Annotated in this window: 20 protein-coding genes and 1 pseudogene; 5 read left to right on the forward strand and 16 right to left on the reverse strand. The window is 74.4% G+C overall.

Annotated features, from left to right (window positions below; translation table 11 throughout):
* Positions 1 to 72: 72 nt before the first annotated feature.
* From VM636_RS09130 to VM636_RS09170, 9 genes are all read right to left on the reverse strand, one after another.
* On the reverse strand, positions 73 to 405 hold the full coding sequence (locus tag VM636_RS09130) for a hypothetical protein (protein WP_030421337.1): 333 nt from the start codon (positions 403 to 405) through the stop codon (positions 73 to 75).
* Complete coding sequence (locus tag VM636_RS09135; protein ID WP_030421338.1) at positions 402 to 2,291, reverse strand: chorismate-binding protein; 1,890 nt, start codon at positions 2,289 to 2,291, stop codon at positions 402 to 404. The genes VM636_RS09130 and VM636_RS09135 overlap by 4 nt, the downstream gene beginning before the upstream one ends.
* Complete coding sequence (locus tag VM636_RS09140; protein ID WP_030421339.1) at positions 2,288 to 2,929, reverse strand: isochorismatase family protein; 642 nt, start codon at positions 2,927 to 2,929, stop codon at positions 2,288 to 2,290. Before VM636_RS09140 ends, VM636_RS09135 begins: the two co-directional genes overlap by 4 nt.
* Positions 2,930 to 2,957: 28 nt before the next feature.
* The gene (locus VM636_RS09145; protein WP_030421340.1) at positions 2,958 to 3,728 is read right to left on the reverse strand and encodes a 2,3-dihydro-2,3-dihydroxybenzoate dehydrogenase; all 771 of its coding nucleotides are present in this window, start codon (positions 3,726 to 3,728) and stop codon (positions 2,958 to 2,960) included.
* A gap of 85 nt (positions 3,729 to 3,813) precedes the next feature.
* Positions 3,814 to 4,980, reverse strand: coding sequence for a 3-deoxy-7-phosphoheptulonate synthase (locus VM636_RS09150; RefSeq protein WP_338484259.1), 1,167 nt, complete (start codon positions 4,978 to 4,980; stop codon positions 3,814 to 3,816).
* Positions 4,981 to 5,346: 366 nt separating this feature from the next.
* Positions 5,347 to 6,111 (reverse strand): glucose 1-dehydrogenase, encoded by a 765-nt coding sequence (locus VM636_RS09155; protein ID WP_030421342.1) that lies wholly within the window; start codon positions 6,109 to 6,111, stop codon positions 5,347 to 5,349.
* 63 nt (positions 6,112 to 6,174) lie between these two features.
* Positions 6,175 to 7,641 (reverse strand): MFS transporter, encoded by a 1,467-nt coding sequence (locus tag VM636_RS09160; RefSeq protein ID WP_078856042.1) that lies wholly within the window; start codon positions 7,639 to 7,641, stop codon positions 6,175 to 6,177.
* Positions 7,642 to 7,649: 8 nt separating this feature from the next.
* Complete coding sequence (locus VM636_RS09165) at positions 7,650 to 9,314, reverse strand: FAD-binding oxidoreductase (protein ID WP_030421344.1); 1,665 nt, start codon at positions 9,312 to 9,314, stop codon at positions 7,650 to 7,652.
* Positions 9,315 to 9,394: 80 nt separating this feature from the next.
* Complete coding sequence (locus VM636_RS09170) at positions 9,395 to 9,883, reverse strand: cupin domain-containing protein (protein ID WP_234312654.1); 489 nt, start codon at positions 9,881 to 9,883, stop codon at positions 9,395 to 9,397.
* Between the two features lie 295 nt (positions 9,884 to 10,178).
* Between VM636_RS09170 and VM636_RS09175 the strand changes: the two genes are divergently transcribed.
* On the forward strand, positions 10,179 to 11,294 hold the full coding sequence (locus VM636_RS09175) for a transaldolase family protein (RefSeq protein WP_030421346.1): 1,116 nt from the start codon (positions 10,179 to 10,181) through the stop codon (positions 11,292 to 11,294).
* Between the two features lie 57 nt (positions 11,295 to 11,351).
* On the opposite strand, the gene VM636_RS09180 is transcribed toward VM636_RS09175, so the two are convergent.
* On the reverse strand, positions 11,352 to 12,131 hold the full coding sequence (locus VM636_RS09180) for a methyltransferase (RefSeq protein ID WP_078856043.1): 780 nt from the start codon (positions 12,129 to 12,131) through the stop codon (positions 11,352 to 11,354).
* A 276-nt stretch (positions 12,132 to 12,407) separates the two neighbouring features.
* On the opposite strand from VM636_RS09180, the gene VM636_RS09185 reads away from it, so the two are divergent.
* Positions 12,408 to 14,342 (forward strand): helix-turn-helix domain-containing protein, encoded by a 1,935-nt coding sequence (locus tag VM636_RS09185; protein WP_338484260.1) that lies wholly within the window; start codon positions 12,408 to 12,410, stop codon positions 14,340 to 14,342.
* A 6-nt stretch (positions 14,343 to 14,348) separates the two neighbouring features.
* Here the strand turns inward: VM636_RS09185 and VM636_RS09190 are convergent, their stop codons facing one another.
* Positions 14,349 to 15,638, reverse strand: a complete 1,290-nt coding sequence (locus tag VM636_RS09190; protein ID WP_234312657.1) for a transposase — start codon at positions 15,636 to 15,638, stop codon at positions 14,349 to 14,351.
* A gap of 229 nt (positions 15,639 to 15,867) precedes the next feature.
* Between VM636_RS09190 and VM636_RS09195 the strand changes: the two genes are divergently transcribed.
* Positions 15,868 to 16,425: a glycoside hydrolase family 25 protein gene (locus VM636_RS09195; RefSeq protein ID WP_030421350.1), complete on the forward strand. Its 558-nt coding sequence runs from the start codon at positions 15,868 to 15,870 to the stop codon at positions 16,423 to 16,425.
* A 71-nt stretch (positions 16,426 to 16,496) separates the two neighbouring features.
* Here VM636_RS09195 and VM636_RS09200 read toward each other — a convergent pair whose 3' ends face one another.
* The 5 genes and pseudogenes from VM636_RS09200 to VM636_RS09220 form a co-directional block, all read right to left on the reverse strand.
* Positions 16,497 to 17,132, reverse strand: coding sequence for an ADP-ribosyltransferase (locus VM636_RS09200; protein ID WP_053913608.1), 636 nt, complete (start codon positions 17,130 to 17,132; stop codon positions 16,497 to 16,499).
* A 111-nt stretch (positions 17,133 to 17,243) separates the two neighbouring features.
* Positions 17,244 to 17,747: an ATP-binding protein gene (locus VM636_RS09205; protein WP_030421352.1), complete on the reverse strand. Its 504-nt coding sequence runs from the start codon at positions 17,745 to 17,747 to the stop codon at positions 17,244 to 17,246.
* A 262-nt stretch (positions 17,748 to 18,009) separates the two neighbouring features.
* The gene (locus VM636_RS09210) at positions 18,010 to 18,777 is read right to left on the reverse strand and encodes an enoyl-CoA hydratase-related protein (protein ID WP_030421353.1); all 768 of its coding nucleotides are present in this window, start codon (positions 18,775 to 18,777) and stop codon (positions 18,010 to 18,012) included.
* A gap of 156 nt (positions 18,778 to 18,933) precedes the next feature.
* Positions 18,934 to 20,169, reverse strand: a complete 1,236-nt coding sequence (locus VM636_RS09215) for an Ig-like domain-containing protein (RefSeq protein WP_234312659.1) — start codon at positions 20,167 to 20,169, stop codon at positions 18,934 to 18,936.
* Between the two features lie 234 nt (positions 20,170 to 20,403).
* Positions 20,404 to 21,622, reverse strand: a pseudogene (locus tag VM636_RS09220) (Ig-like domain-containing protein).
* A 260-nt stretch (positions 21,623 to 21,882) separates the two neighbouring features.
* Here VM636_RS09220 and VM636_RS09225 point away from each other — a divergent pair.
* On the forward strand, positions 21,883 to 23,823 hold the full coding sequence (locus VM636_RS09225) for an ABC transporter ATP-binding protein (RefSeq protein ID WP_338484261.1): 1,941 nt from the start codon (positions 21,883 to 21,885) through the stop codon (positions 23,821 to 23,823).
* Positions 23,820 to 25,679 (forward strand): ABC transporter ATP-binding protein, encoded by a 1,860-nt coding sequence (locus VM636_RS09230; protein WP_338484262.1) that lies wholly within the window; start codon positions 23,820 to 23,822, stop codon positions 25,677 to 25,679. The genes VM636_RS09225 and VM636_RS09230 overlap by 4 nt, the downstream gene beginning before the upstream one ends.
* Positions 25,680 to 25,682 lie beyond the last annotated feature (3 nt).

Raw genomic sequence — 25,682 nt, forward strand, 5'->3', positions numbered from 1 at the left:
TCGGTTGGGTGCCGGGTGCCGGGCCGGGGACCGTCGGGTCCGGCCGGTCCCCGGGCCGTCGCGGAGGGCGGCTCAGCCGGTGAAGGCGCGGCCGAGGCGGGCCAGTCCGGCGGTGTCGTAGGCGCCCTCGGTGGTCGCCTCGACGTCGAAGGCGTACCGCTCGGTGGGCGCGTAGCCGATGAGCGCGGCGGCGCCGGGCGGCAGCGGCGCCTCCGCCGCCCGCGCCGACTCCCACAGGAACACCGCGCCCCAGCGGTCGGTGGTCTCGTCGGCGATCCACACCTTCAGGCGCAGCCCCGGCATCCGGGCGTAGCGGTCCACGGCCTCGTCCCGCAGGAAGGCGCGCAGGGAGGCGATGGTCTGCTCGGACCGTCCGAGGTCCCACCACACGATCACCACCCTCATCGGCGCAGCACCCCCGCGAGCGCGTCGCCGGTGATGCGGACGCCGTCCCGGGTGAGCACGGACTCGGGGTGGAACTGCAGGGAGGCGAAGCCCGGCCCGCGCAGCGCGTGCACCTCGCCGCTCTCCTCGTCGCGGCTCGCCTCGACGGTGCCCACGCCGGGCACGTCGACGGCGGGACCGGCGCAGCGGGCGGCGAACGTGTTGTAGAAGCCGACCCGTTCGCGCCTGCCGAACAGCTCGATCTCCCGCTGGAATCCCTGGTGGGGCACCGGTCGGCGCACCAGTTCGAGGCCGAGCAGGGAGCCCAGCACCTGGTGGCTGAGGCAGACCGCGAGGAAGGGGCGGCGCTCCGTCAGGAGGGTGCCGAGCGCGGCCCGCAGGTGGGCGATCTTCGGGTCTCCGGCGGCGCGCGGGTCGCCGGGGCCGGGGCCCATCACGACGAGGTCGTGGCCGTCGAAGGAGTGGGGCTCGTCGTAGCGCCGGACGGTGGGGACCAGGCCGAGGGCGCGGAGCTGGTGGCCGAGCATGGCGGTGAAGGTGTCCTCGGCGTCGACCACCAGGACGCTGCGGCCGGTCAGTTCGGGCCGTACGACGCCGTCCGCGGTGCGCTCGCCGATCCAGAAGCCGGCGATCTGGCCGTTGCGGCGTTCCAGGGCCCGGCGCACGCTCGGGTGCCCGGCGAGGCGCGGTGCGCCGCCCGCGCCGAGGGCGGCGAGCAGTCCGGACGCCTTGGCACGGGTCTCCTCGACCTCCGAGGCCGGGTCGGAGTGGCGCACCAGGGTGGCGCCGACACCGATGCTCAGGCGTCCGCCCGCGCCGATGTCGGCGGTGCGGATGAGGATGGCGGAGTCGAGGGTGCGCCCGCCCTCGGCGTCCCGCCCGATCAGGGCGGCGACCCCGCTGTAGTAGCCGCGCCCGCGGGGTTCGTAGCGGCTGATGACCCGGCAGGCGCTCTCCAGCGGGCTGCCCGTCACCGTCGGCGCGAACAGGGTCTCCCGCAGGATGGCGCGGGGGTCGCGGTCGCTGGTGCCCTCGATGAGGTACTCGGTGTGCGCGAGCCGGGCCATCTCCTTGAGCCCGGGGCCGACGACCCTGGGGGCGGGGTCGCAGATCCGGGCCATCATCTTGAGTTCCTCGTCGACGACCATGTACAGCTCGTCGGTCTCCTTGCGGTCGGCGAGGAAGTCGAGCACGCCGGGGAGGGTCGGGCCGGTGGGCGGGTAGCGGTAGGTGCCGCTGATCGGGTTCATCACGGCCCGCCCGCCGCGCAGGCTGACGTGCCGCTCGGGGGTGGCGCCGACGAGGGTGCGCTCCCCCGTGTGCACGAGGAAGGTCCAGTACGCGCCCTGCTCCCGTTCCAGGAGCCGCCGGAAGAAGGCGAGGGCGCTGTGCACGGTGTAGTCGGTGATGTCGGCGACGAAGGACCGTTTGACGACGAAGTTGGCGCCCTCGCCGGTGCCGATCTCGTCGGCGATCACCTTGGCGACGATGCCGGCGTACTCGTCGTCGTCCAGGTCGAAGGCGCCGCCGTCGAGGACGACCGGCCCGTCCGGCAGCCGGCGCAGGGCCTCGCCGAGGGGGACGGCCGTCTGCTCCCGCACGGTGATCGCGATCAGCGGTTCGCCGTCGTCGGCGCAGGCGTAGCCGCGCTCGGCGATCTGGCGGTAGGGGACGAGCGCCAGGACCTGCTCGCGGGCCCCGGCGGCGGGGCCGGGGGCCTCGTCCAGGGGGATGTCGGCCAGGGTGTCCACGGCGGCGGCGGTGCCGGTCAGGACCTCCAGGGTGTCGGGCCCGGTGGTCTCGGGGCGGTGCAGCAGCGCGAAGACGGGCGGCTCCTGGGCGAGGACCCGGTCCAGGAGGGTGCCGGCCGGGCGGGGCGCGGTCATCGGCCCAGCTCCTCGACGACGGTCTTCGCGGTGGTGACCACGGCGCAGCGTTCGGCGGCGTAGTCGAGGGCGAGCCGGTGGTACGCCTCGGTGAAGTCGGCGACGGCGTCGGCCACCAGGAAGGTCTCCAGGTCGTGGGTGAAGGCGTCCACGGCGCTGGCCAGTACGCCGATGTGGGCGTAGACGCCGCACAGGATCACCTGGTCGCGGCCCGCGGCGCGCATGCGCTCCAGCAGGTCGGTGCGGAAGAAGGCGCTGTAGCGCCACTTGGTGAGCCGCCAGTCGTCGGGGCCCGGCGCGAGCGGTTCGACGATCTCGCGGTCGGCGGGGTCGAGGCGCATGCCCGGCCCCCAGAAGTCCTTGAGCAGTCCGCGTTCCTCGTCGCTCATGCCGCCGGGCTGGGCCGTGTAGGCGACGGGGACGCCGCGGGCGGCGGCCTGTTCGCGGAGCTGACGCGCGTTGCGGACGAGGTCGGCGCCCGGCGACCGGTCGGCGGGGAGGTGCCGGAGGAAGTAGCGCTGCATGTCGTGCACGAGCAGGACCGCCCGGTCCGGGTCGGCCTGCCAGGCGGCGGTGTTGGCGGGCAGGTCGCCTTCCTGGGGCATGGGGTACGCCTGGATGGGGGGTATCCCGGGCATGGTCGTCCTCCAGTGACTAGGGGTGGTGTCAGACGCCGAGGGTCGCGCCGCCGTCGACGGTGAGGTCGTGCATCGTGATGTGCGAGGCCCGGTCCGAGAGGAGGAAGGCCACGGCGTCGGCGACGTCCGAGGGGCGGGCCAGCTTGCCGAGCGGGATGCCGACGCGGTAGGCGCCGGGTGAGCCCTCCAGGGTGGCGGCGGGGCCGTTCTCGTCCCGCCACATGGACGTGAGCATCGGGGTCTCGGTGGAGCCGGGGGCGACCACGTTGCAGCGGATGCCGTACCGGGCGACCTCCAGCCCGAGGCACTTGGTGAACATGGACGCCGCGGCCTTGGACGCCGCGTAGGCGGCCATCTCGGTGCGGGCGGTGCCGGCCGCGTTGGAGGCGATGGTGACGACGGCCCCGCGGCGGCGCGGGATCATGCGGCCGACCACGGCGCGGGACATGAGGAACACGCCGGTGGCGTTGACCGCGAGGGTCTGCGCCCAGTCCTCCTCGGTGAGGTCGGTGGCCCGGCCGAGGCGGAGCACGCCCGCGCCGTTGACCAGGTGGCCCACGGGTCCCAGGGCCTCCTCGACCTCGGCGGTGAGGCGTTCGGCGGCGGCGCCCGTGGTGACGTCGGCGGGGAACGCCCGGACGCGCAGCCCGTCGGCGGCGAGCCGGCCGGCCACCTCGTCCAGCCTGCGGCGGTCCTTGTCGACGGCGGCGACGGCCGCTCCGCGTTCGCCGAGGGCGCGGACGACCGCCTCTCCTATGCCGCCGGCGGCTCCGGTGACCAGTGCGGTGCTTCCTTTCACGACGGTCGTCCTCCCTGGGGGCGGGCCGGGGTGCCGGCGGGTGGGGGTGTCGGACGGGCGGGTGCGCGGGCCGGTGCGCCCACGGTCAGCGGCGCCAGGCCGAGGCGACCTCGACGGCCTGCCCGGGGTTGAGGCGCGGATCGCAGAAACTCGTGTACTTGACTCCGACGGAATGCATGAGATCCGTGTCGGCGACGCATTCCGTCACATCGTCCGGGGTCGTTTCCAGATGGAGGCCGCCGGGAATTCCCTGGTGCGCCACGACGGCTTCATGGAATTCCTCGACCTCGCGCACGACGTCCTTCACGAGACGGGTTTTCAGTCCGTCGGGACCGGAGACGGTGTTGCCGTGCATCGGGTCGCAGAGCCAGATCGCCGGATGCCCGGCGTCGCGGACGGCGGCGACCAGGGCGGGAAGCCTCGCGGGCCCCGCTCCGGCCCCCATCCGCGCGATGAGCGTGAGGCGCCCGGGCACGCGGCCGGGGTCCAGGCGCTCGGCCAGCCGGAGCAGTTCCCCGGGGGTCATCGCCGGGCCCACCTTGCAGGCCACCGGGTTGGAGACGGCCGCGAGGAGCGCCACGTGGGCACCGTCCACCTGGCGGGTGCGCTCGCCGATCCAGGGCCAGTGCGTGGAGGCGAGCAGCAGCCCCCCGTCGGCCTGGCGGCGCACCAGGGGCAGTTCGTAGTCGAGGAGGAGCGCCTCGTGGCTGGTCCACACCGGGGCCTGGGCGAGCGGGGCGGTGCTGGTCCAGCCGAGGTGTCCCATGACCTCGCGGGCGGCCCGGTAGCCGGTCAGCAGGCGCCGGGGGTCGGGCCGCCGCAGCGCGGGGTCGGGGTTCGGGTCGTTGACCATGTGCCCGCGGTAGACGGGCAGTTCGACGCCGAGGACGGTCTCCGTGGGGCGGGAGCGTGGTTTGGCGTACTGGCCGGCGAGCCGCCCCACGCGGATCACGGGCCGGCCCGCGTTCACGCGCATGACCCCGGCCAGCAGGTCCAGCACGGCCGCCTTGCGGGCGACGTCGACGGGGCCGCACTCCGCCCAGTCCTCCGCGCAGTCGCCGGCCTGGACGACCTGGGCGCGGCCCCCGGCGACCGCCGCCAGGTGCTCGTGCAACTGGGCCACGTGCTCCGCCGAGACCAGCGCGGGCAGCGCGGCCAGTTCGCGCCTCACCCGCGCGGTCTCCGGATGCTCCTCCCACGCGGGCTGCTGAAGGGTGGGGAGCGATGCGATGTGAGCCGGCTCGCTGTTCAACACGGTTCCTCTCATGGGGATGAAGAAGGACTTGCTCGGCTGAACTCGTGAGGTGCTTGCATCGATTCTGCGTACGGAGGGAATTCCCGGGAAGTGGGGAATCGTTACTTCGTCAGGTCGGCGAGACCGGTTGCGCATTCATGCGGCGGCCCGCTCGCATTCACCCGGAAACAGACGGGAACCCGGCGGGAAACCGGCGGGAATCCGACGGGAAAAGGGCAGGGGAATAGGCCGCGGCAAGCACGGGAGAACCACGGCGGGGAAACGGGAACGCGGGATGGGGCAGGCGTGCGCCCCGGTCTCCCGGCAAGGGGCGGGGCGAGGAGACCGGGACGCCGGTGCCGGGCGGGGCGGCCCGGCACCGGGTCAGCTCGTGACGCCGCCGTCGACGACGAGGTCCTGGCCGACGACGAAGCTCGACTCCTCGGAGGCGAGCCACAGGACCGCGGCCGCGATCTCGTCGGTGGTCGCGACGCGGGCGATCGGCACGGTGGTGGCCAGCCGGGCCGCGCGGTCGGCGTCGGTCTCCCCGGGGCGCAGCGACATGGTGGTGTCGGTGGCGCCGGGGCTCACCGCGTTGATGCGCACGCCGTCCTTGATGTGGTCCAGCGCCGCGACCCGGGTCAGGGTGCTGACGGCGGCCTTGGAAGCGGCGTAGGCGGCCATGCCGGGACGGCGCCCGTGGTAACCGATGTTGGAGGAGGTGTTGACGATGACGCCGCCCCCGTTCTCCCGCATGTGCGCGATCTCCTGGCGCAGGCAGTGCAGGACGCCGTTGAGGTTGATGTCGAGCACCGAGTGCCAGACGGACGGGTCCAGGTCGGCGACGGGTCCGGGCTTCCCGAAGACGCCCGCGTTGTTGTGCGCGACGTGCAGGCCCCCGTGGCGCTCCACCGTCGAGCGCACCAGGCGTTCGACGTCCTCGGGGCGGGTGACGTCGGCGACGCAGGAGGTGGCGGCGGCGGAACCGTCCTCCTCGATCAGCCGGACGGTCTGCTCGACGGACTCGGGGCGGACGCCCGCGGCGACCACCGTGGCTCCCTCCCGGGCGAAGGCCCTGGCGGTGGCCCGGCCGATGCCGGCGCCGGCGCCGGTGACGATGACGACCTTGTCCTTGAATCGGGCGGTCATGGGGGCTCCTTGGTACGTGTCGGTGCGGATGGAGACGGGATGCCCCGGGGGGCGGACGGAGGGTCAGGCGGCGTCGCGGCCGGGACGGGGACGCAGCAGGACGAGCGTGCCCAGGGCGGCGACGCCGAAGGCCACGGCCCCGACGGTGAACGCGAAGCCGTAACCGGAGGACTGGGCGGAGGCCGCGGCGGTGCCGGCGCGTTCCAGGGCGTCGGTGCGGGCGGTGGCCAGCGTGACCAGCACGGCGAGGCCGATGGCCGGGCCCGCCTCCAGGGCGGTGTTGACCACGGCCCCGGCGAGGCCGGCCTGCTCCGGCGGCACGTCGGTGGTCGCGGTGACGGTGGCCCCGGCGAAGACCAGGGCCGCCCCGGCGGGGAAGAGCACCAGCCCGGCGAGGAGGGCGCCCGCGTACGGGCTGTCGGTGCCGGCCCTGCCCAGCGCGGCCATGCCGAGCCCGGCGAGCGTCAGTCCGGTGACGAGCACCACGCGCGGGCCGAAGCGCTGCACCATCCGGCCCACGCCCAGGCCGCCGAGGACCAGGGTCAGGCCGAACGGCAGGAAGGCCGCCGAGGTCTGCAGCGGGGTGTAGCCCCGTACCTGCTGGAGGTACAGGGCGAGCAGGAAGAAGATCGTGGTGATGCCCGCGGCGCCCAGGAAGACCGCCAGCAGCGCCGTCGCCCGGCGGGGCGAGGCGGGGAAGGACAGCGGCAGCAGCGGCTGCTCCACCCGGGCCTCGGTGACCACGAAGCCCAGCAGCAGGACGGCGCCGGCCACCAGCGGGCCGAGCGCGACCGGCGAGGTCCAGCCGTACTCGGGCGCCTCCACCAGCCCGTATCCGAGCAGGCCGATGCCGGCGGTGACCAGGGCCGCGCCGAGCACGTCGAGCCGGCCGCCCCGCGAGGCCGCGCCCTGCGGCAGCAGCCGCGGGGCGACGGCGAGGACCACCGCCGCCACCGCGACCGGGGCGGCGAACGCCCAGCGCCAGGAGTCCGCCGAGGCCACCACGCCCGACAGCAGCATCCCCGCGGTCCCGCCGGAGGCCGCGAGCCCGCCCCACACCGCCATGGCGCGGGCGTGCCGCGCGGGTTCCGGGTGGACGGCGCTGACCAGCGCCATCGCGGCGGGTACCGCGAGGGCGGCGCCGGCCCCCTGCGCGAAGCGGGCCGCGAGCAGCGTCCACAGACCGGGCGAGAACGCCGCCAGCGCCGAGCTGAGACCGAAGACCAGCGTGCCGAGCAGGAACACCCGCCGGCTGCCGTACAGGTCGGACAGGCGTCCGCCGAGCAGCAGCAGACCGCTGAAGGACATGCCGTACGAGGCGCCGAGCAGGACGAGTTCGCCGCGGCTGGTGCCGAACTCCTCCTGGATCTGCGGCAGCACCACGTTGAGCATGCTCATCGCGAGGATGAGCACGAACTGCACCGAGGCGAGCAGCGCGAACGCCGCGCCCCGGTGTCTGCCGGCCGCGGCGCCCGCGGTCGTTCCGGACGGTGTCGTCCGCTGGTTCGCGACGGTGTCCTGCTGCCGCACGGCTCGCCTCACGTGGTGTCGGGGAGGGTGATGGACTGCGAGTGCCGGAACGTGTTCCGGGGGTCGTACGCGGCCTTGGCACGCTGGAGCCGCGGGTAGTTGTCCTTGTAGTACAGGGTGTGCCACGGCACGCCGGTGGTGTTGACCTGCGGGTCGGTGATGTCGGCGTCCGGGTAGTTGATGTAGCAGCCGTCCGTGGCCGCGCCGGGGACGGGGTAGCCGCCGGTGGCGGAGAACACCTCGCCGTACACGTCGCGGGTCCACCCGATGTTGGCGTCGTCGCCGTCGGCGTCCGGCCAGAAGCTCTGGAACAGGCCCTTGAAGATCGAGTCGCGCTGCGCCGACGCGGTGTCGCCCGCGCCCACCGTGTTGATCTTCCCGCCGTAGGAGAGCAGGACGACCATGGAGGCCGGGTTCTCGTGGTCGGTGCGGGTCAGGTGCCGGTACATGGACGCCGCCTGCGCCGTCGTCACGTTCCGGCGCAGGTAGGCGGACTTGTGGTGGCCGCGCAGCGTCGGGTCGGTCAGCGTCGGGTTGCTGGTGCCCAGCAGCCGTACGGAATGCAGCCAGGGCAGTCGCTGCGGGGTGAACAGCTCGGGCAGCGGCCCCAGTTCGCCGACGTTGCCGGCGAGCGGGCGCAGGGCCGTGGCGGACAGGGGGGCGGTCACCTCGGCGAGGAAGTCGCGCAGCGCGTCCTCGGCTCCGGGCAGGGTCGCGTCGACCTGGGTGAGGAGTCCGATGCTGCCGTTCGCCCGGTGGTTCATCATCAGGAAGCTGCACAGGGACGCCTCGGCCGCCGAGGGGGTGGCGTTGCGCTCGTGCCAGGCGCCGAAGGCGCGCACCACGGCGGTGAAGGCGTCCTTGCCGAGCGCGCTCCACGGCAGGCCCAGCGCGCTGACCAGGACCTCGCGGGGGGGCCGGGGCAGCAGCGCGGAGGGGTCGGTGCCGGTGGCGCCGGGGCTGCGGAACCAGTACCGCGTGATCACGCCGAAGTTGCCGCCGCCCCCGCCGGTGTGGGCCCACCACAGGTCCCGGTGGGGGTCGTCGGCCTCGCGGGTGGCCACGACGCTGCGGGCCTTGCCGTTCGCGCCGACGACGACCACCTCGACGGCGTACAGGTGGTCGACGGTCAGTCCGTGGCGCCGCGACAGCATGCCGTAGCCGCCGCCGCTGATGTGGCCGCCGGCGCCCACCGAGTAGCACATGCCGCCGGGGATGGTGACTCCCCAGCCCTTGAACAGCGACTCGTACACGTGGAGCAGCGTGGCGCCCGCGCCGACGGCGAAGGCCCGGCGGCGACGGTCGTAGGTCACGGTGTCGAGCAGGGAGGTGTCGATGACCACCCGTGCCTCGGGGTGGTGGACGAAGTCCGCGTAGCAGTGGCCGCCGCCGCGCACGGATATGCGCTTGCCGGCGTCGACGGCCTCCTGGACGGCGCGCACCGTCTGCTCGGTGGTCCGCACCAGCCGGACGGCGTCGGGACGGGAGACCCAGCGGGCGTTGTTGCCGACGACGAGGTCGGCGTAGCGGGGGTCGCCCGGGAGGACCGTGACCGCGTCGCCGCCGGCGGCGGAGCCGGCGGGTGCGGCGGGCGAGGCGGCGGCGGGACCCGCCTCCAGGGTCGTGGCGGCTATCGCGACGGCCGTACCGGTCAGGACGCTTCGTCTTCTCATGGAACTCGCGTTCTCTCTGTGTAGGTGTCGATGAGCGGTGGCGACATGACATGCACCAGGAGCCGGAATGCGCCGAGCGGTCAGTCGCCCCAGACGACCCCCAGTCCGAGTTTCTCCGCGAATTCCCTGGTGCGGTCGACGGACCACGCCGCACCGACCGGAGCCGACTTTCCGTGGTGGGTCGGATATCCGGTCTCCGAGAAGAACCGTTCGAATCCACCGGGTGTGGTGATGACGTAGAAACGGGCGGTATCGCTCTCCACGAGGTAGGAATGCGGTATCCCGCGCGGCAGGAACAGCACGCCCGCGCCGTTGACGACCTCGGTGCGCTCGCCCGCGGTGAGGACGACCTCGCCGCCCTCGACGATGAAGATCTCGTCCTCGAGGGTGTGCGTGTGCCGCGGAGCGCGTTCCCCCTTCACCGCGCTGAAGTGCGTGATTCCCAGCATGCCGCCGGTCTCCTCGGCGGAGAGCTTGGTGGTGACCACCGACCCCTTCCCCCAGAGCCGGGACACCCCCTCGCCGTCGCGGCGGATCAGCGGCGACCGTCCGCCCAGTTCTGCGGTCAAGACCCCTCCCGAGCGCGCTCTGCCATGTTCCACTCACCAGTTCGACGGGAGCCTCACATGCCGCCGGGACCGCTCGCAACGCGCGCCGGAATAGTTTGTCAGGTGCGGTTCCCCTGCCTTCCGGAGAGCAGCTCCGGGTCCGGAACGCAACGCGGCGCGGAATACTTTGTCACGTGTCCGGAATTCGATCGGGGGGTAACGCCGACGTTATCCCCACGGGGACGCGAGTGTAATGTCTGGCCCGGGACTCGACGGTCCACGACGTCTTGCGCCGATTCCGGAGCGGAGGCAATCGATGACCATGGGGACGTGCCCGGCCGGTGGCGGTGCCCTGGCCCAGCTCACGGCGGAGGGGGTCGCGCTCTGGCTGGACGACTGGCACCGCGGCCGGGCGGCCGGGGGCGGTCTGGGGAGACTGGTCGAGGCCGGGCTGGTGCGCGGCGCCGTGTCCCGGCCGGCGGCCGTGGTGCGGGCGCTCGCCGACGGCACCGCCTACCGCGGCCAGTTGGAGGATCTCCAGCGGTCCGGGGTGCCGGCCGAGGAGCGGGCCTACGCGCTGATCGCCGAGGACGCCCGTGCGGCCTGTGCCGCGCTGGAGCCGGTGTTCCGGTCGACGCGGGGCATGCACGGCTGGGTCTCCGTGGGGCTCGCGCCCCGCCTCGCCTCGGACGCCGGGGCCACCGTCGGCCACGCCCTGCGTCTCGCGCGGACGGTGGGGCGGCCGAACCTGCTGGTCCGGGTGCCCGCCGCGGGCCGGGGCATGGCCGCCGCCGGCGACCTGCTCGCCCGCGGCGTCGGCGTGCACCTCACGTCCGTGTTCTCCGTGCGGCGCTACGCGGAGGCCGTGGACGTCTACTTCCGGGGCCTGGAACGCGCCGCGGCCACCGGCGCCCCGCACTCCGCCGTCACCTCCCTGGTCTCCGTGGACGTCGGCCACCTCGACGCCGGGGTCGACGCCCTGCTGGACGCCTCGGGGGACCCCTTTGCCGCCGGACTGCGCGGCACCGCCGGCACGGCGACGGCCCAACTGCTGTACCGGCGCTACGAGGAGAGCCTCGGCTGCCCCCAGTGGCGTACCCTCGCGGCCGGTGGCGCCCTCCCCCAGCGCCTGCTGTGGACCTCGGAGCACACACCGGAGGAACCGCGGGCGGCGCTGGACCGGGTGGAACGGCTGATCGCCTGGATGACCCTGCACGCCCTGCCCGAGGGCGCCCTGGGCGCGCTGGAGCGCCGCTCCGGGTTCCACGGGGACACCGTGAGCGGGCGGCACGGCCCCGCCTGCCGCGTCCTGGACGGGCTGGAGCGCACGGGCGTCCTCCTCGACTCGGTCGCCCGCCATCTGGAACAGGCGGCGCTGGACCGTGAACTGGCCGCCTGGGAAGCCCTGTTGTCGGCGGTGGGGACGCGGTAGCGCGCCCCCGCCGCCGACCGCTTCCGCGGCCCGGCCGGGCCCCCCGACCCGGCCGGGTCACGTCCCGGACGGCGCCCCGGCCTGCTCCGGCACACCGCCGGCGTCCACGTCCCACGGCCACGTCCCCGCGACCGCGCCGGGGCTGATCTCCAGCAGGTAGTGCTCGACCGGGTCCCCCCGGTCGACGACCGCGTGCCGTTCCCGCACGCTCAGCCGCCGCCCCGCCTCCGCGGCGATCCGGGCCAGCGCGTCGAGGTCCCCCCGGCTGCTGAAGTGCAGCAGGGCCCGCCCGCCGCGGGTCAGCCGGCGCGGCGCCTCCTCCACGTAGCGGCGGTGGGCCGCGTACCCGGGATCGACGTAGGCCCGTTCCAGCGGTGAGCCGAACCGGTGGTCCTCGGGCGCCCGCACGTAGGGGGAGCTCCACACGATGGTGTCGTACGACTCGTCGGGCAGCCCGGCGAAGAGGTCGCTGTGCACGCAGTGGACGCGGTGGCCGACGCCGTGACGGCGCGCGTTGCGCGCGGTGTTGGCCACGGCCTCCGGGTTGATGTCGCAGGCGACGACCCGTTCGCAGCCGGCGAGGGCGGCGGTGACCGCGACGACGCCGGTGCCGGAGCCGATCTCGCAGAAGGCGCCGCGCCAGGGCGGGGCGGCCGGGGTGCCGAGGCCCAGCAGGTCGAGCACGATCTCCGTGGTGCCCGCGTGCGGGGGTGAGAACACCGTGTCGAGCAGGTCCCACTGGCGCCCGCGCAGGCTGAAGACCCCGGGCCGGTGTTCCGGCCGCATGGAGTCACGACTGCGCTCGATCGACCGCAGGTAACTGGTGATCTCGGACATGCCGCCCGACGTCCCCCTCCTGTGTCCCGGGCCCCGTCACGTGGGCACCGGACACCGTTTCCGTCCCGTTTTCACCGTCGTGGCCTGATCCTTTCGCGGTCCGGGGCGGGGCGACAGGTGGCCCCGGCACCGGATCGCACGGGTGGGGTGGTGGTTCGGCCACCATGGGGCGCGGCGCGGGAGGCTCGGTTGCCGTGGCGGGGGCCCCGTCCTAGGCTCCCTGGGGCCGACCTGCGCGATCACGGGGGGATGATGACAGGGGGACCGGAGACTGCCGTGTCCGACGCCATGTCCGTGCTGGAACTGCTCGCCGAGGGAGCGGCGCCGGAGCGCTTCGAGGAACTGCTCGGCTGCGCACGGCAGGCGAACCCCGGCGCGGACCTCGCGGAACTCGACCGGGCGGTCCGCCTCGCCGCCCGCGTCCAGGCCCTCATCGGCCATGCCCAGCGGCGCGAGGCCGGGCTCTCGGTGCTCGTCGACACCGCGCACGACCTCACCCTCGTGCACGGGGTGGACGCCCTGCTGCACGAGATCACCCGGCGGGCCCGGCGATTACTCAACCTGGACATGGCCTACATCGGGCTGCTGGACTCGCGGGGCGGCGACACCGCCGCCATCCGGGTCGCCGAGGGGGAGACCACCTCGCGCAGCGTGGGCCTCAAGACCACCGCGGACGCCGGTCTCGGCAGCCTCGTCCAGCGCACCGGCGCCCCCGCTTGGACCCCCGACTACCGGGCCGACCGGGACATCCCGCACTCCGCCGAGATCGACGGGGTGGTCCGGGCCGAGGGGCTGCGCGCCATGCTGGCGGTGCCGCTCGGGCACGGCACCCGCGTCTTCGGGACCCTCTACGGCGCCGACCGCAAGGTCCGCCACTTCACGCCCGACGAGATCAGCCTCATGCGCTCCCTCGGCAAGCTCGCCGGGGTCGCCTTCGAACGGGCCCGGCTGCTGGAGGACGCTCGCGCCGAGGTGACCGAGCTGGAACGGGACACCTCCCGGGCGCGCAGCAGCCTCAGCGAGCAGCGCCGGGTGGAGGCCGCCTACATCCGGCTGATCGATCTGGTGCTCAGCGGCTGCGACCCCCAGCCCCTCGCCGAGGCCGCGGCCCGCGAGTTGTCGGGTGTGCTGGTGGTGCGCGACTGCGTCGGGCGGACCGTGGTGGTCACGGGCACCGCGCCGGAACTGCCCGAGGAGGAGTTCCTGCGCTGGACGTACGACGCCCACGCGGCGGGCCGCCCGGTGCCGGTGCCCGGGGGCTGGGTCGCACCCGTCACCGCGGGCGGCGAGAACCTCGGCTCGGTCGTGCTGGTCACCCCGGAGGCGCTGACGGACGGTTTCGGGGTGCGGCTGCTCCAGCTCACCGCGCGGGCCGTCGCCCTGATCCTGCTGCTCCAGCGCACCTCGGCCGTCGCGCACGACCAGATCCGCGACGAGTTGTTCGAGGAGTTGCTGAGCGACGTCATCCCGCAGCCGCGCCGGCTGACGCACCGGGCCCGGCGCCTGGGCATCGCCCTGGACACGCCGCACGTGGTGGTGGTCGCCCGGCCCGAGGGCGGGCCGGGGGGCCGGGCCGCCGCGTGGGCCTCCTCGTACGCGCACCGGGTCCGCGGGCTGGCCCGGTTCCGCGAGGGGCGGGCGACGCTCCTGGTGCCCGGGGACGACCCCCTCGCCGCGGCCCACGCGGTGTCCCGGGAGCTGACACCGCTCGCCGGGCATCCCGTCACCGTCGGGGCGGCGGGCCCGGTGGCGAACCCGGACGGGGTGGCCAGGGCCCACCGGGAGGCGGCGAGCTGCCTGGACGCGCTGACCGAACTGGGCAACCTCGGCTGCGCGGCCACCCCTCAGCAGATGGGGTTCCTCGGGGTGCTGCTCTCCGAGACCCACGGCGTCGACGACTACATCGCCTCGGTGATCGGCCCGGTCCTGGACTACGACGCGGCGCGGTTCACCGAGCTGACGCACACGCTGGACGCGTACTTCGCCTCCTCCGCGAGTCCGACCCGGGCCGCCTCGGACCTGCACGTGCACCCGAACACGGTCTCCCGGCGGCTGGAGCGGATCACCGAACTCCTCGGCCCGGACTGGCAGTCGCCGGAACGGTCCCTGGAGATCCAGCTCGCCCTGCGGCTGCACCGCACCCGGCGCACCCTCCAGCACCGGCGTCCCACGGCCGGCCCGCCGCGGGACGCCGGCCGCCCCCCGGTCTGAGCGGGGTCAGGCGGAGAGCAGTCCGCCGCCGGTGGGCGGGCCGTCGGCGCCGTCCAGGGCCGTCACGGCGTGCGCGACGGAGGCGAGGGTCATGTGGCGGTGCCAGCCGCGGAAGGACCGCCCCTCGAAGTCGCGGACGCCGACCCGTTCACCGGTCTGCCGCTCGTCCAGCTCCGCCCGCCCGGCGCACCGGGCCGACCGCAGGACGTCGCGGGCGGAGGCGGTCGCCGGGGCCGCCAGCCACAGCGCCGCCGGAGCCCTGCCGCCGGGCCGCCACTCGCCGACCAGGAGCAGTTCGGGCCCGGCGCCCGGTCCCGGGAGCCGTACCCGCAGCGCCGCCGCCGCGAGCCGCCCCGGGCCCGCGCCGGACTCCACGGGCCGGCGCAGGTGCCGCACGGACTCCATGAGACGGCGGGCGGGGACCGTCCCCGACCGGTGACCGGGCAGGGCCCGGTCGTCCACGGCCACCCGGTCGTGGGCCCCGATGCGCACGACCAGCGGAACCCGTGCCGCGGTGAACCGCCGGACGCTCGCGGCGAGATCGGTCACGGGCACGTCCAGCACGACGGGGCGCGGCGGCCCTTCCACGCGGCCGACGACGGAGAGCGCCGCGACGGCGGCGCATTCGTCGGGGGTCTCGGCGGCGGCGCTGTCGGGGATCTCCGCCCGGTGCCGCCGGCCGGCGTCGGCGAGCCAGGGGTCCGGCAGGTGCAGCCGCCACTGGACGGGCACGCTGGTCTCCTCCGAGGAGGCCCAGGTCCCGTAGGCCAGTTGGCCGTTGAGGGCCGGTCCGCCGTCGGGGGCCGGCTGCCGCCCCACCCCCACCGAGTGTTCGCCGGCCTTGGGGATGAAGAGCGGCCGGACCACCCAGGCGCGGGGCCGCAGGACGCGGGCGACGTGGTCGGCGAGGGCCGCGCGGATGGGGGCCCAGTCCCAGGTGGAGTCGCTGATGAAGTGGTGCAGGCTCTGCTCCCCCGGGGCCCCGTCGGTCAGGGCGGCGATGTTCCGGATCGTCTTGCGGCCCTGCGCCTCCAGCAGGCCGCTCAGGTAGTGCCGGGCCCGCTGTCGCTGGTCGCTGCGGCGTAACGAGGCGAAGAGCACGGCGCAGATCTCGTCGCCGTCGGCGAGGGCGGGGCCGCCGCGGGGACCGCGTCCCCGGAGCGTACGGCGCGAAGGACGGTGGCCCGCGTGGTCACCGGACACGACCGTCATGGTCCTGACCGTGGGCGCGGTCCGGACGGTGGCCGTGGCCGGCTCCGGCTTCGTGGTGATCGAGGTCGCGGTCGTCGTGGTCATGGCCCCGGTGATCTCCCCCAACTCGTCGGCCTCGCAGCGGTGTTCTCACTGTGGCCGGACGCCTCCGGTGGTGGGGAGGTGCACCGGGCACACACCGGCGCGGGACGGCGGTTGCGGGAGCACACCGGGGGAAGGCGTGCTCCCGGTTCCCCCTTCCGTGGCGGATCGCCCGTACCCCGGCGGGGAATGACCACTGTCTCCATCCCCCCACGGCACGTCAGGAGGCCCCATGCTGCGCGGCATCGACGTCAGCGCCTACCAGCCCGCCGACTACGCCACCGACGGCCACTCCTTCGTCTTCGTGAAGGCGACCGAGGGCCGTTCGTACGTCAACCCCCGCCTCGCCGGCCAGACGAAGCGGGGCCGGGACGCCGGACTCGTCGTCGGCTTCTACCACTTCCTGTGGCCCGGTGACCTCACGGCCCAGGCCGAGCACTTCGTCTCCCGGGCCCCCGAGCGCTCCGGCGACCTGCTCGCCGTCGACTGGGAGACCACCGGCGAGGGCACCCGGGCGAGCACCGCCGAGAAGGACCGGTTCCTCCGCGAGGTGAAGGAGCTGCGCCCGCACCACCGGGTGCTGCTCTACTGCAACCGTTCCTTCTGGCTCGACGTCGACACCAGTTCGTACGCCGGCGACGGGCTGTGGATCGCGGACTACGTGACGGCGGGCAAACCCCGCGTCAAGGCGAAGTGGCGCTTCCACCAGTACACCGACGAGCCGTTGGACACCAACGTGGCGGACTTCCCCTCGGGGGACGCCCTGCGGAGGTGGGCCGGCGGCGGCTGAGCCAAAGGCCCGCCGGCCCGGGTCCGCCCCGGGGCGCCCGCCCGCCGAGGGCGCGGGCGCGGGCCGGCGGATCAGTGCCAGGGACGGTAGTGCGGGTTGTCCTCGCACTCGCTCATGATCTCGGTCTTGGTCTGCTTGTCGACCGGGCAGACGCCGATGATGTACTGGCGCTGGATACCGCCGGGGAAGGCCACCTCGACCTGGTCGGCCCACTTGTGGGTGTCACCGATCGTCTTGTTGACGTCGATGCCGCCGGGCGCGTCGATGTAGTAGTTGAAGCCGGACTTGTACCAGGTCTTGTAGAGGTCGTGGTCGTAGGTCGTCGAGACGTACGGCGAGGGCTGGTTGACGAGGACGTACTGCTCGACGTCGTACTGGCCGGTCAGCACGTCCTTGGCGTGGAAGCCCTCCTCGAAGACGATCGCGGGGCCCCGGCTGTCGCTGCGGTAGAGGGTGCCGCAGGCGGTGCGCCAGACCGGGTCGGGCGTGATGCGGGCGAGCGCGACCCCGCGGTCGGCGGCGGCCTTGAGCTTGTCCTCGAACAGGGGACAGCTCGGTGCGGCGGCCCGCGCGGGCGCCGCCGCGGTGGTGCCCGCGGGCGCGGACGCGGCGGCGCTCTGGGGCGAGGTGGCGGCCGTGGTGGCGAGGACGGCGGACAACGACAGGACGGCGGCGGCGACCCGGCGCCGCAGACGAGTGAGGATCATGCGCGTACGATCCCGGCTGCCCGGCGTCCCGGCGCGCAACGTCACCCGTAGGCGGCGTGTTGGGTGAACGCCCTTGCCACCGGCGGGTGATGCTCCCCGCGGCGAGCCCGGTCAGCGGTCGGTGACGCGGATCTCGAACCAGGTGGTCTTCCCGCGCGGCAACAGGTCGGCCCCCCAGCGGTCGGAGAGCTTGTCGACGAGGAAGAGACCGCGCCCGCTGACGTCCGTCTCCTGGACGGGCAGCAGGCAGGGCAGTCCTCGGGAGGGGTCGCGGACCTCGACGCGGATGCGGCCGGGGCGGCGGCGCATGTGGAGGCCGAAGGCGCGGGCGCCGGTGTGCCGGACGGCGTTGCCGACGAGCTCGGAGGCGAGGAGGACGGCGTCCTCGGTCACCTTGGGGCCGACCTTCCACTGGCGCAGGGCCACCACCTGGACCATGCGCCGCGCGGTGGCGGCGGCCCCGGGCAGGGAGGGCAGGCGCACCTCGCGGTCGGCCGGGTTGCCGAAGGTCTCCAGCGCCCTGACCCCGTGCTCGTCCTCGACCGCGGGCGTCCAGCGCGCCGTGATCGCACGGCCGGCCCCCCGCGGCTGCCCCGTACCCTCCAGCCCCGCCATTGCCCCATCATGGCCGCCCCGGCGGGGCTCCGGGGCCGTTCCCGGGGAATGCGCCCCCGCGAAGTCCGGAGCCCGCACGGGACGTCTGGCATGTGCCATGGGCACTTCAGGACCGCGAACAGCCCCGTTGACCTGCGCGGACGGCTGGGCCGGAGACAATCGACGGACTCCCTCGACAGGACGCGCTCAGTGGTCCGTCAAGGCTGCCACAAACGCCCCTGCCGAGGGGCCCGGATGAGACATCACGTCAATTGCAAGCGGATCAGAGGAACTTGGCCTTCCCGGGCCCCTCCTCGACGAAGCTGCGCATGCCCCGCTCGCGGTCCTCGGTGGCGAACAGGCCCGCGAACCAGTTCCGCTCCAGGGCGAGCCCGGTGTCGAGGTCGGTCTCCAGTCCGGCGTCGACGGCCTCCTTCGCCGCGCGCAGCGCGATCGCGGGCCCCTTCGCGAGCCGGGCCGCCCAGGCGTGGGCCTGTTCGTGAACCTCGCCGGCCGGGACGACCCGGTCGACCAGGCCGAGGGCCAGGGCCTCGTCGGCCTTGACCTGGCGGCCGGTGAAGATGAGGTCCTTGGCCCGGGAGGGGCCGATCAGCCGGGACAGGCGCTGGGTGCCGCCGGCGCCGGGGATCAGGCCGAGCAGGATCTCGGGCTGGCCCAGCTTGGCGTTCTCCCCGGCGATGCGGTAGTCGGCGCAGAGGGCGAGTTCGCAGCCGCCGCCGAGCGCGTAGCCGGTGACGGCGGCGACGACCGGCTTGGGGATGCGGGCCACCGCCGTGAAGGAGTCCTGCAGGGAACGGGCCCGCAGCACCATCGCCGCGTGGTCCATCACCTGCATCTCCTTGATGTCGGCGCCCGCGGCGAACACCTTCTCGCCGCCGTGGATCACGACGGCGCGCACGTCCTCGCGGCGCGTGACCTCCTCGGCGAGTTCCTTGAGCCGGTCCTGCATGGCGGCGTCCAGGGCGTTCATGGGCGGACGGTCCAGGCGCAGCGTGCCGACGCCCTCCGCGACTTCGAGATGTACGGTCATGCCAGCAGGTTAACGGTGATTAACGCGGGCGGCCCCGGCGCGGTGGCGGTCCGGGGGGACCGCCCCGGTGACGGCGCGCCCGCCCGGGGTGCTCCCCGGGCGGGCGCGAGGTCGCGCGGGCCGGCGCCGGGGGCTTCCCGGGGCCCGGCCGTGCGGTCAGGACTTCCACTCCTGCCAGGACATGTTCCAGCCGTTGAGGCCGTTGTCCGGGGCGATGGTGGCGTCCTTGGAGTTCTTGACGACGACCACGTCGCCCACCATCGAGTTCTCGTAGAACCAGGCGGCCGGCGTCTTCTTGTCCCAGCCGCCGCGCACGTCGCGCAGGCCGACGCAGCCGTGACTGGAGTTGCGGTTGCCGAAGGCGTCGCCGCCCCAGTAGTTGCCGTGGATGAAGGTGCCGGAGGTGGACAGGCGCATGGCGTGCGGCACGTCGTGGATGTCGTACTCGCCGCCGAAGCCGACCGTCTCGCCGTTCATCCGGGTCACCTTGAACTTCTCGGTGACGACCATCTGGCCGTTCCAGGTGGCGGTGCCGGGGGCGCCCGCGGTGATCGGGATGGTGCGGACGACCTTGCCCTCCCGGGTGACCTCCATGGTGTGCTCGCGCGCGTCGACGACGGAGACCTGGTCGCGGCCGATGGTGAAGGAGACGGTCTTGGACTGCTTGCCGTAGACGCCCTCGCGGCCCTCGACGCCGTCGAGGTCGAGGCCGACGGTGACCTTGGTGCCGGCCTTCCAGTACTTCTCGGGGCGGAAGTCGAGGCGGTCGTTGCCGAACCAGTGGCCGGCGACCTCGACGGCCGGTTCGGTGGTGACGGTGATGGCCTTCTCGACGGCGGCGGGGTCGGTGATGCCCCGGTCGAAGCGGACCGAGAACGGCATCCCGACGCCGACGGTGCTGCCGTCCTCGGGGGTGAAGGTGCCGAGGAAGGTCGCCTTGGGCGTCAGGGTGGTGAAGCGGGAGGTCTCGGTGGCGGCGCGGCCGGCCGCGTCCTTCGCGACGGCGCGGACGGTGTAGCCGGTCTTGGCCGCCAGGTGGGTGGACGGCGTCCAGGTGGCGCCGTCCCCGGATATCGCGCCCTCGACGCGCTTGCCGTCGCCGTCCTCGACGACGACCTCGGTCAGCTTGCCCTTGGCGGCCCCGACCCGCAGCACCCCGCTGGTGTCGACGGCCTTGGCGCCGTCCTGGGGCGCGATGGTCACGACCGCCTCGGACTGGGTGCTCTGGGCGGCGGTGGCGTCCGCCCGTTCCTTGCCCGCGCCCCCGGCGCCGCCCCCTCCGCACGCGGTCACGGTCAGCAGCAGCGCCCCCAGCGCCAGTGCCTGCAGTCGCCTCCCGCGCCCGCCCCGTATACCGGACGTCGACTGCCCGGATATCGGACGCACGTTCACGATGTCTCCCCTCGCCGGGCCCGACGGGGCCCGCTCCCCACGGCGCCACGAGGCGCTCGGGCGCATCGTAACCGCAGGCCAGGGGCGTCGGGGACGGGGGGATTGTCACCGTTGCGTACCGAGTTGACGGAAGGGTGTGTTCCGGTCGCGGGGAGCGGCGGGATGGTCACGGAGCGCTTGCCGGGGGCCGGCGCCCCGTCAGCGCGGGCCGGGGGCGCGGGCGCTGTCCCCGGCTCACCGCAGCGCGCTGCCCGCCCGCCACCGCTCCCAGCTCATGTTCCAGCCGCCGAGGCCGTTGTCCGGGGCCACCACGGCGTCGTCGCTGCCGACCACCTCGACCACGTCCCCGATCAGACTGCGGTCGAAGAACCAGCCCGCCGGGGTCTCGGACCCGCCGCCCTTGACGTCGCGCAGTCCCACGCAGCCGTGGCTGACGTTCTCGCGGCCGAAGGTGTCGGCGGGCGACCAGTAGTTGCCGTGCAGGAAGGTGCCGGAGTCGGTCAGCCGGACGGCGTGCGGCACGTCGGGGATGTCGTACTCGCCGCCGAAGCCCACCGTGCGGCTGTTCATGCGGGTGACGTCGAGCAGTTCGGTGATGACCATCTTGCCGTTGTAGGTGGGCGTCTTGCGGGCCCCGGCGGTGATCGGCACGGTCGCGAGGGGAGTGCCGTCGCGGCTCACCCGCAGCGTGCGGGCGGCGGCGTCGACGACGGAGACCTGGCTGCGGCCGACGGTGAAGGAGAACGTCTTGTCCTGGAGCCCGTAGACGCCGGGCGCCCCCTCCACGTCCTGGAGGCCGAGCGCGACGGTGACCTCGGTGCCGGGCTTCCAGTAGCGCTCGGGGCGGAAGTCGAGGCGGTCGGCGCCGAACCAGTGCGGGCGGATCTCGGTGGCGGGCCGGGCGGTGACGGAGACGGCGCGTTCGACGGCGGCGCGGTCGGTGATCTCCCGGTTGAACTCCAGGGAGACGATCATGCCGGTGCCGACCACCGAACGGTTCTCGGGGGCAACGTAGGCGATGAAGCGCTCCTCCGGGACGTACGTGGTGAAGGTGGTGCGGCGGGCGACGCGGCGGCCGTCCCCGTCGAACGCCACCGCGTCCACGGTGTACTTGGCGGCGAGCGCGAGCCGGTCCCCGGCGGGCTTCCAGCTCCGCCCGTCGGCGGAGATCCGGCCGGGCACCGGGGTCTCCCGCGCGTCCTGGGAGCGGACCACCCGCACCGACTCCAGGCGCCCGTCCGGCACCCGCACCGACAGTTCCCGGTCGGGGCGCACGTTCTCGCGGGCGTCGTCCGGGGTGATCCGGATGACGTCGTCGGGGTCGGCCGGTCCGCCGGACATCCCGCCGAATCCGGAGCCGCCCGCGGCGCAGCCAGGCCAGGAGCACCGCCCATGTCGTCACCGCGGCCAGCGCGGCCCCCGCGCGCCGAGCGCGCCCGTGTACGTGCCTCATAGTCACCCGTAACGACCGGTCCGCCCCAGGGAAACGTCCGTGCGGGCCGTGCGGAGGCCCCGAGCGGACGAGGGGGCGGGGCCGGGAGTCGGCGACCGGGCCCTCCCGCTCCCCCCTGCCCCGGCCGCGCGCCCGGGGCGGGGGCGTGCGGGGCGCGGCGCCGGGCGGCGCACCGGCGGTGCGGGGGGTGCCCCCGTACGACCCCCGGCCGGGCGGAAACTCGCTGGGCAGGGCGGGTGCGGGACCGTAGGCTCCTGACGATGCCCACGACACCGACGCCGCCCGCCCAGGACCGTTCCGCCGTGCGTTCCCTGCTCCGGCTCTGGCCGTACATCCGCCCGGTGCGGGCCCGGCTGGCGACCGCGGCGGGTGTGGCCGTCACCGCCTCCCTGGTGGGTCTGGTGATCCCGCTGGTGCTGAAGTGGATGGTCGACGGTCCGGTCGCGGGCCGGGACCCGGCGGGGGTGTGGCTCGGGGCGCTCTTCCTGCTGCTGCTCGGCGTGGGGGAGGCGCTGCTCTTCGGGCTGCGGCGGTGGCTGGTGGCGCGGCCCCTCTCGCACGTCGAGGCGCGGATGCGCGCGGACCTGTACGGGCACCTCCAGCGGCTGCCGGTCGCCTTCCACGACCGGTGGGCCTCGGGGCAGTTGCTCTCGCGCGGGACGACCGACCTGATGCTGCTGCGCCTCTTCTTCGCCTTCCCGATGACCTTCCTGCTGGTCAACGGGGTCACGATCCTCGTCGGCGTGGTGATCATGCTGGTGCAGGACTGGGTCCTGGGCCTGGTGGTCCTCGGGGCCGCCCTCCCGGTGATGGTCACCTGCATGGTCTTCGAGCGGAAGTACGCCGAGGTCGCGCGGCTCGCCCAGGACCAGGTCGGGGACCTGACGACGGTGGTGGAGGAGAGCGTCCTCGGCATCCGCATCGTCAAGGGCTTCGGGCGGCACCGCAGCCAGGCGCGGGCGTTCCGGAGGCTCGCGGGGAAGCTGCGCGGCACGGAGCTGCGCAAGGCACGGCTGCTGGCGGCGATCTGGGCGGTGATCGTGACGCTGCCGGAACTGGCCGTGGGCGCGGCGCTGGTGGCCGGCGCGGTGCGGGTCGCCGACGGGACGCTGTCGGCGGGGACGCTGGTGGCCTTCCTGTCGACGGCGCTGGCGCTGCGGTGGCCGGTGGAGTCGATCGGCTTCCTGCTGGCGATGAGCCAGGAGGCGGCCACCGCGACGGACCGGTACTTCGAGGTGATGGACGCACCGCCGGAGACGGATACGGGGACGGAGACGGATACGGGGACGGGGACGGGGACGGATACGGAGACGGCGGGCGCGGCGCGGGCGTCCGGCCGGGCGGCGGACGCCGTGACGGCAGCCGTTGCGATGCGGCCCCCCGCCGCGACGGAGGGCCGCCGCCCCGGGCGGAGCGCCGGTGCCCTCACGCGAGGCGGTGGGCTGCGCTTCGAGGGCGTCCGGTTCCGCTTCCCCGACGCACCGCCCGGCTCCCCGCCCCTCCTCGACCACGTCGACCTGCACGTCCGTCCCGGCGAGTCCCTCGCCCTGGTCGGCGCCACCGGCAGCGGCAAGACCACGCTGACCGCGCTCGTCCCCCGGCTGCACGAGGTGACCGCCGGGCGCATCACCCTGGACGGCCGGGACATCACCGCCCTGCCCCGTGCCGAGCTGCGCTCCCTGGTCGCCGTCGCCTTCGAGGAACCCACCCTCTTCTCCGCCAGCGTCGGCGAGAACGTCCTGATGGGCGCCGGCGACGGAGCGGACCCGGACGCGCTGGACCGCGCCCTGGCAGTGGCCCACGCCGGCTTCGCGCACGAACTGCCCGAGGGCACCGCCACCCAGGTCGGCGAGCAGGGGCTCAGCCTCTCCGGCGGCCAGCGGCAGCGGCTCGCGCTGGCCCGCGCCGTGGTCGGCCGGCCCCGCTTCCTCGTCCTGGACGACCCGCTGTCCGCGCTGGACGTGCACACCGAGGCCGCCGTCGAGGCCGCGCTGCGCGAGGTCCTCGCGGACACCACCGCCCTGATCGTGGCCCACCGCCCGTCCACGGTGCTGCTCGCCGACCGGGTGGCCCTGCTCTCCGGCGGGCGGATCGCCGCCGTCGGCACCCACCACGAACTGCTGCGCACCCACGCCGAGTACGCCCACCTGATGTCCGGGCGCGAAGAGCCCGGGGACCGCGAGGAGGGGACCCGCCGATGACGGCGCCCGCGACCACCGCACCGGACCGGGAGCCGGACGGCGAGGCCCGCCCGGACGCGCCCGTGGACGACGGGTTCGACCGGGACGTGCTGCCCAGCCCGCCCGGGGCCACCGCCGCGCTGCTGCGCTCCCTGCTCGCCCCCCTGCGGGCCCGGGTCGGGTGCGCGGTCCTGGTCCTGCTGCTCCAGCAGGCGGCCGTGCAGGCCGGCCCGCTGCTGGTGGCGTACGCCATCGACCGGGGGGTGCCCGCGCTGCGCGCCCACGACACCGGCCCGCTGCTCGCGGTGGCCACCGGCTACCTGTTCTGCGCGCTGGCCGCGGGCGGCCTCCAGTACGCCTTCATCGCGGTGTCCGCCCGGATCAACCAGGACGTGCTGCTGGACCTGCGGGGCCGGATCTTCCGGCACGCCCAGGCGTTGAGCGTCGACTTCCACGAGCGCTACACCTCGGGCCGGCTCATCTCCCGCTCCACCACGGACGTGGAGTCGCTGCGCGAACTGCTCAGCGAGGGGCTGCAGGAGCTGATCACGGTCCTGCTCTCCTTCGTGTGGATCGCGGCGATGCTGCTCTGGCTGGACCTGGGCCTCGGGGCCGTCGCGGTGGCCTCCTTCGTCCCGCTGTACGCGCTGATCCGGGACTACCGGCGGCGCGCGGGGCGGGTCTACGCGAAGCGGTCGACGACGATCGCGGCGGTCATCGTGAAGTTCGTGGAGACGCTGAACGGCATCCGGCCGGTGCGCGCCTTCCGCCGGGAGGCCGCCAACGACGCCGAGTTCGCCGTCCTCAACGAGCGGCACGAGCGCACCAACGGCGACGCCCTGCTGGAGATGGCCCGCTACGTGGTCGGCTCCCGGCTGGTCGCCAACACCGCGGTCGCCGGGATCGTGCTGTGGGGCGGCTACCGGGTCGCCGACGGCACGCTGGCGCTCGGCGTGCTGGCGGCGGCCGTCCTCTACCTGCGCCGCCTGTACGACCCGATCGACCGGCTCGGCATGTTCCTCAACTCCTACGAGTCGGCGGCCGCCTCCCTCCAGAAGATCGCCGGCCTGCTCGCCCAGACGCCGTCGGTGCCCGAACCGGCCCGGCCGCGGGCACTGCCCGCCCGCGAGGGCACGCAGCCGGGCCGGCGGGTCGTCTTCGAGGACGTGCGCTTCGGCTACCGCACCGGCGGCGAGGTGCTGCCCCGCTTCGGCCTGACGATCCCGGCCGGGCAGACCGTCGCGGTGGTCGGCTCGACCGGCGCGGGCAAGTCGACGCTGGCCAAACTGCTCGCCCGCTTCTACGACCCCTCCGGCGGCCGGGTGCTGCTGGACGGCACCGACCTGCGCGACCTCGCGGTGCCCGAACTGCGGCGCGGGGTGGTGATGGTGACGCAGGAGGCGTTCCTGTTCTCCGGGACGGTCGCCGAGAACATCGCCATCGGCCGCCCCGACGCCTCCCGGGAGGAGATCGCGCGGGCCGCGAAGGCGATCGGCGCCCACGACTTCATCGCCGCGCTGCCCGACGGCTACGACACCGACGTCCGCCGCCGCGGCGGCCGCATCTCGGCCGGTCAACGGCAACTCGTCGCGTTCGCACGGGCGTTGCTGGCCGATCCGGCGGTGCTGATCCTGGACGAGGCGACGAGTTCGCTGGACATCCCCGGCGAGCGGGACGTGCAGCGGGCCATGACGACGGTGCTGAAGGGACGTACGGCGGTGGTGATCGCGCACCGGCTGTCCACGGTGGAGATCGCCGACCGGGTGCTGGTGATGGAGCGGGGGCGGATCGTGGAGGACGGCACCCCGGCGGAACTCGTCGCGGGACGGGGCCGGTTCGCCGAGCTGCACCGCACCTGGCGGGACGGCCTGGCGTGAGGG

The organism is Streptomyces sp. SCSIO 75703 (genome assembly GCF_036607905.1).
Lineage (GTDB): Bacteria > Actinomycetota > Actinomycetes > Streptomycetales > Streptomycetaceae > Streptomyces.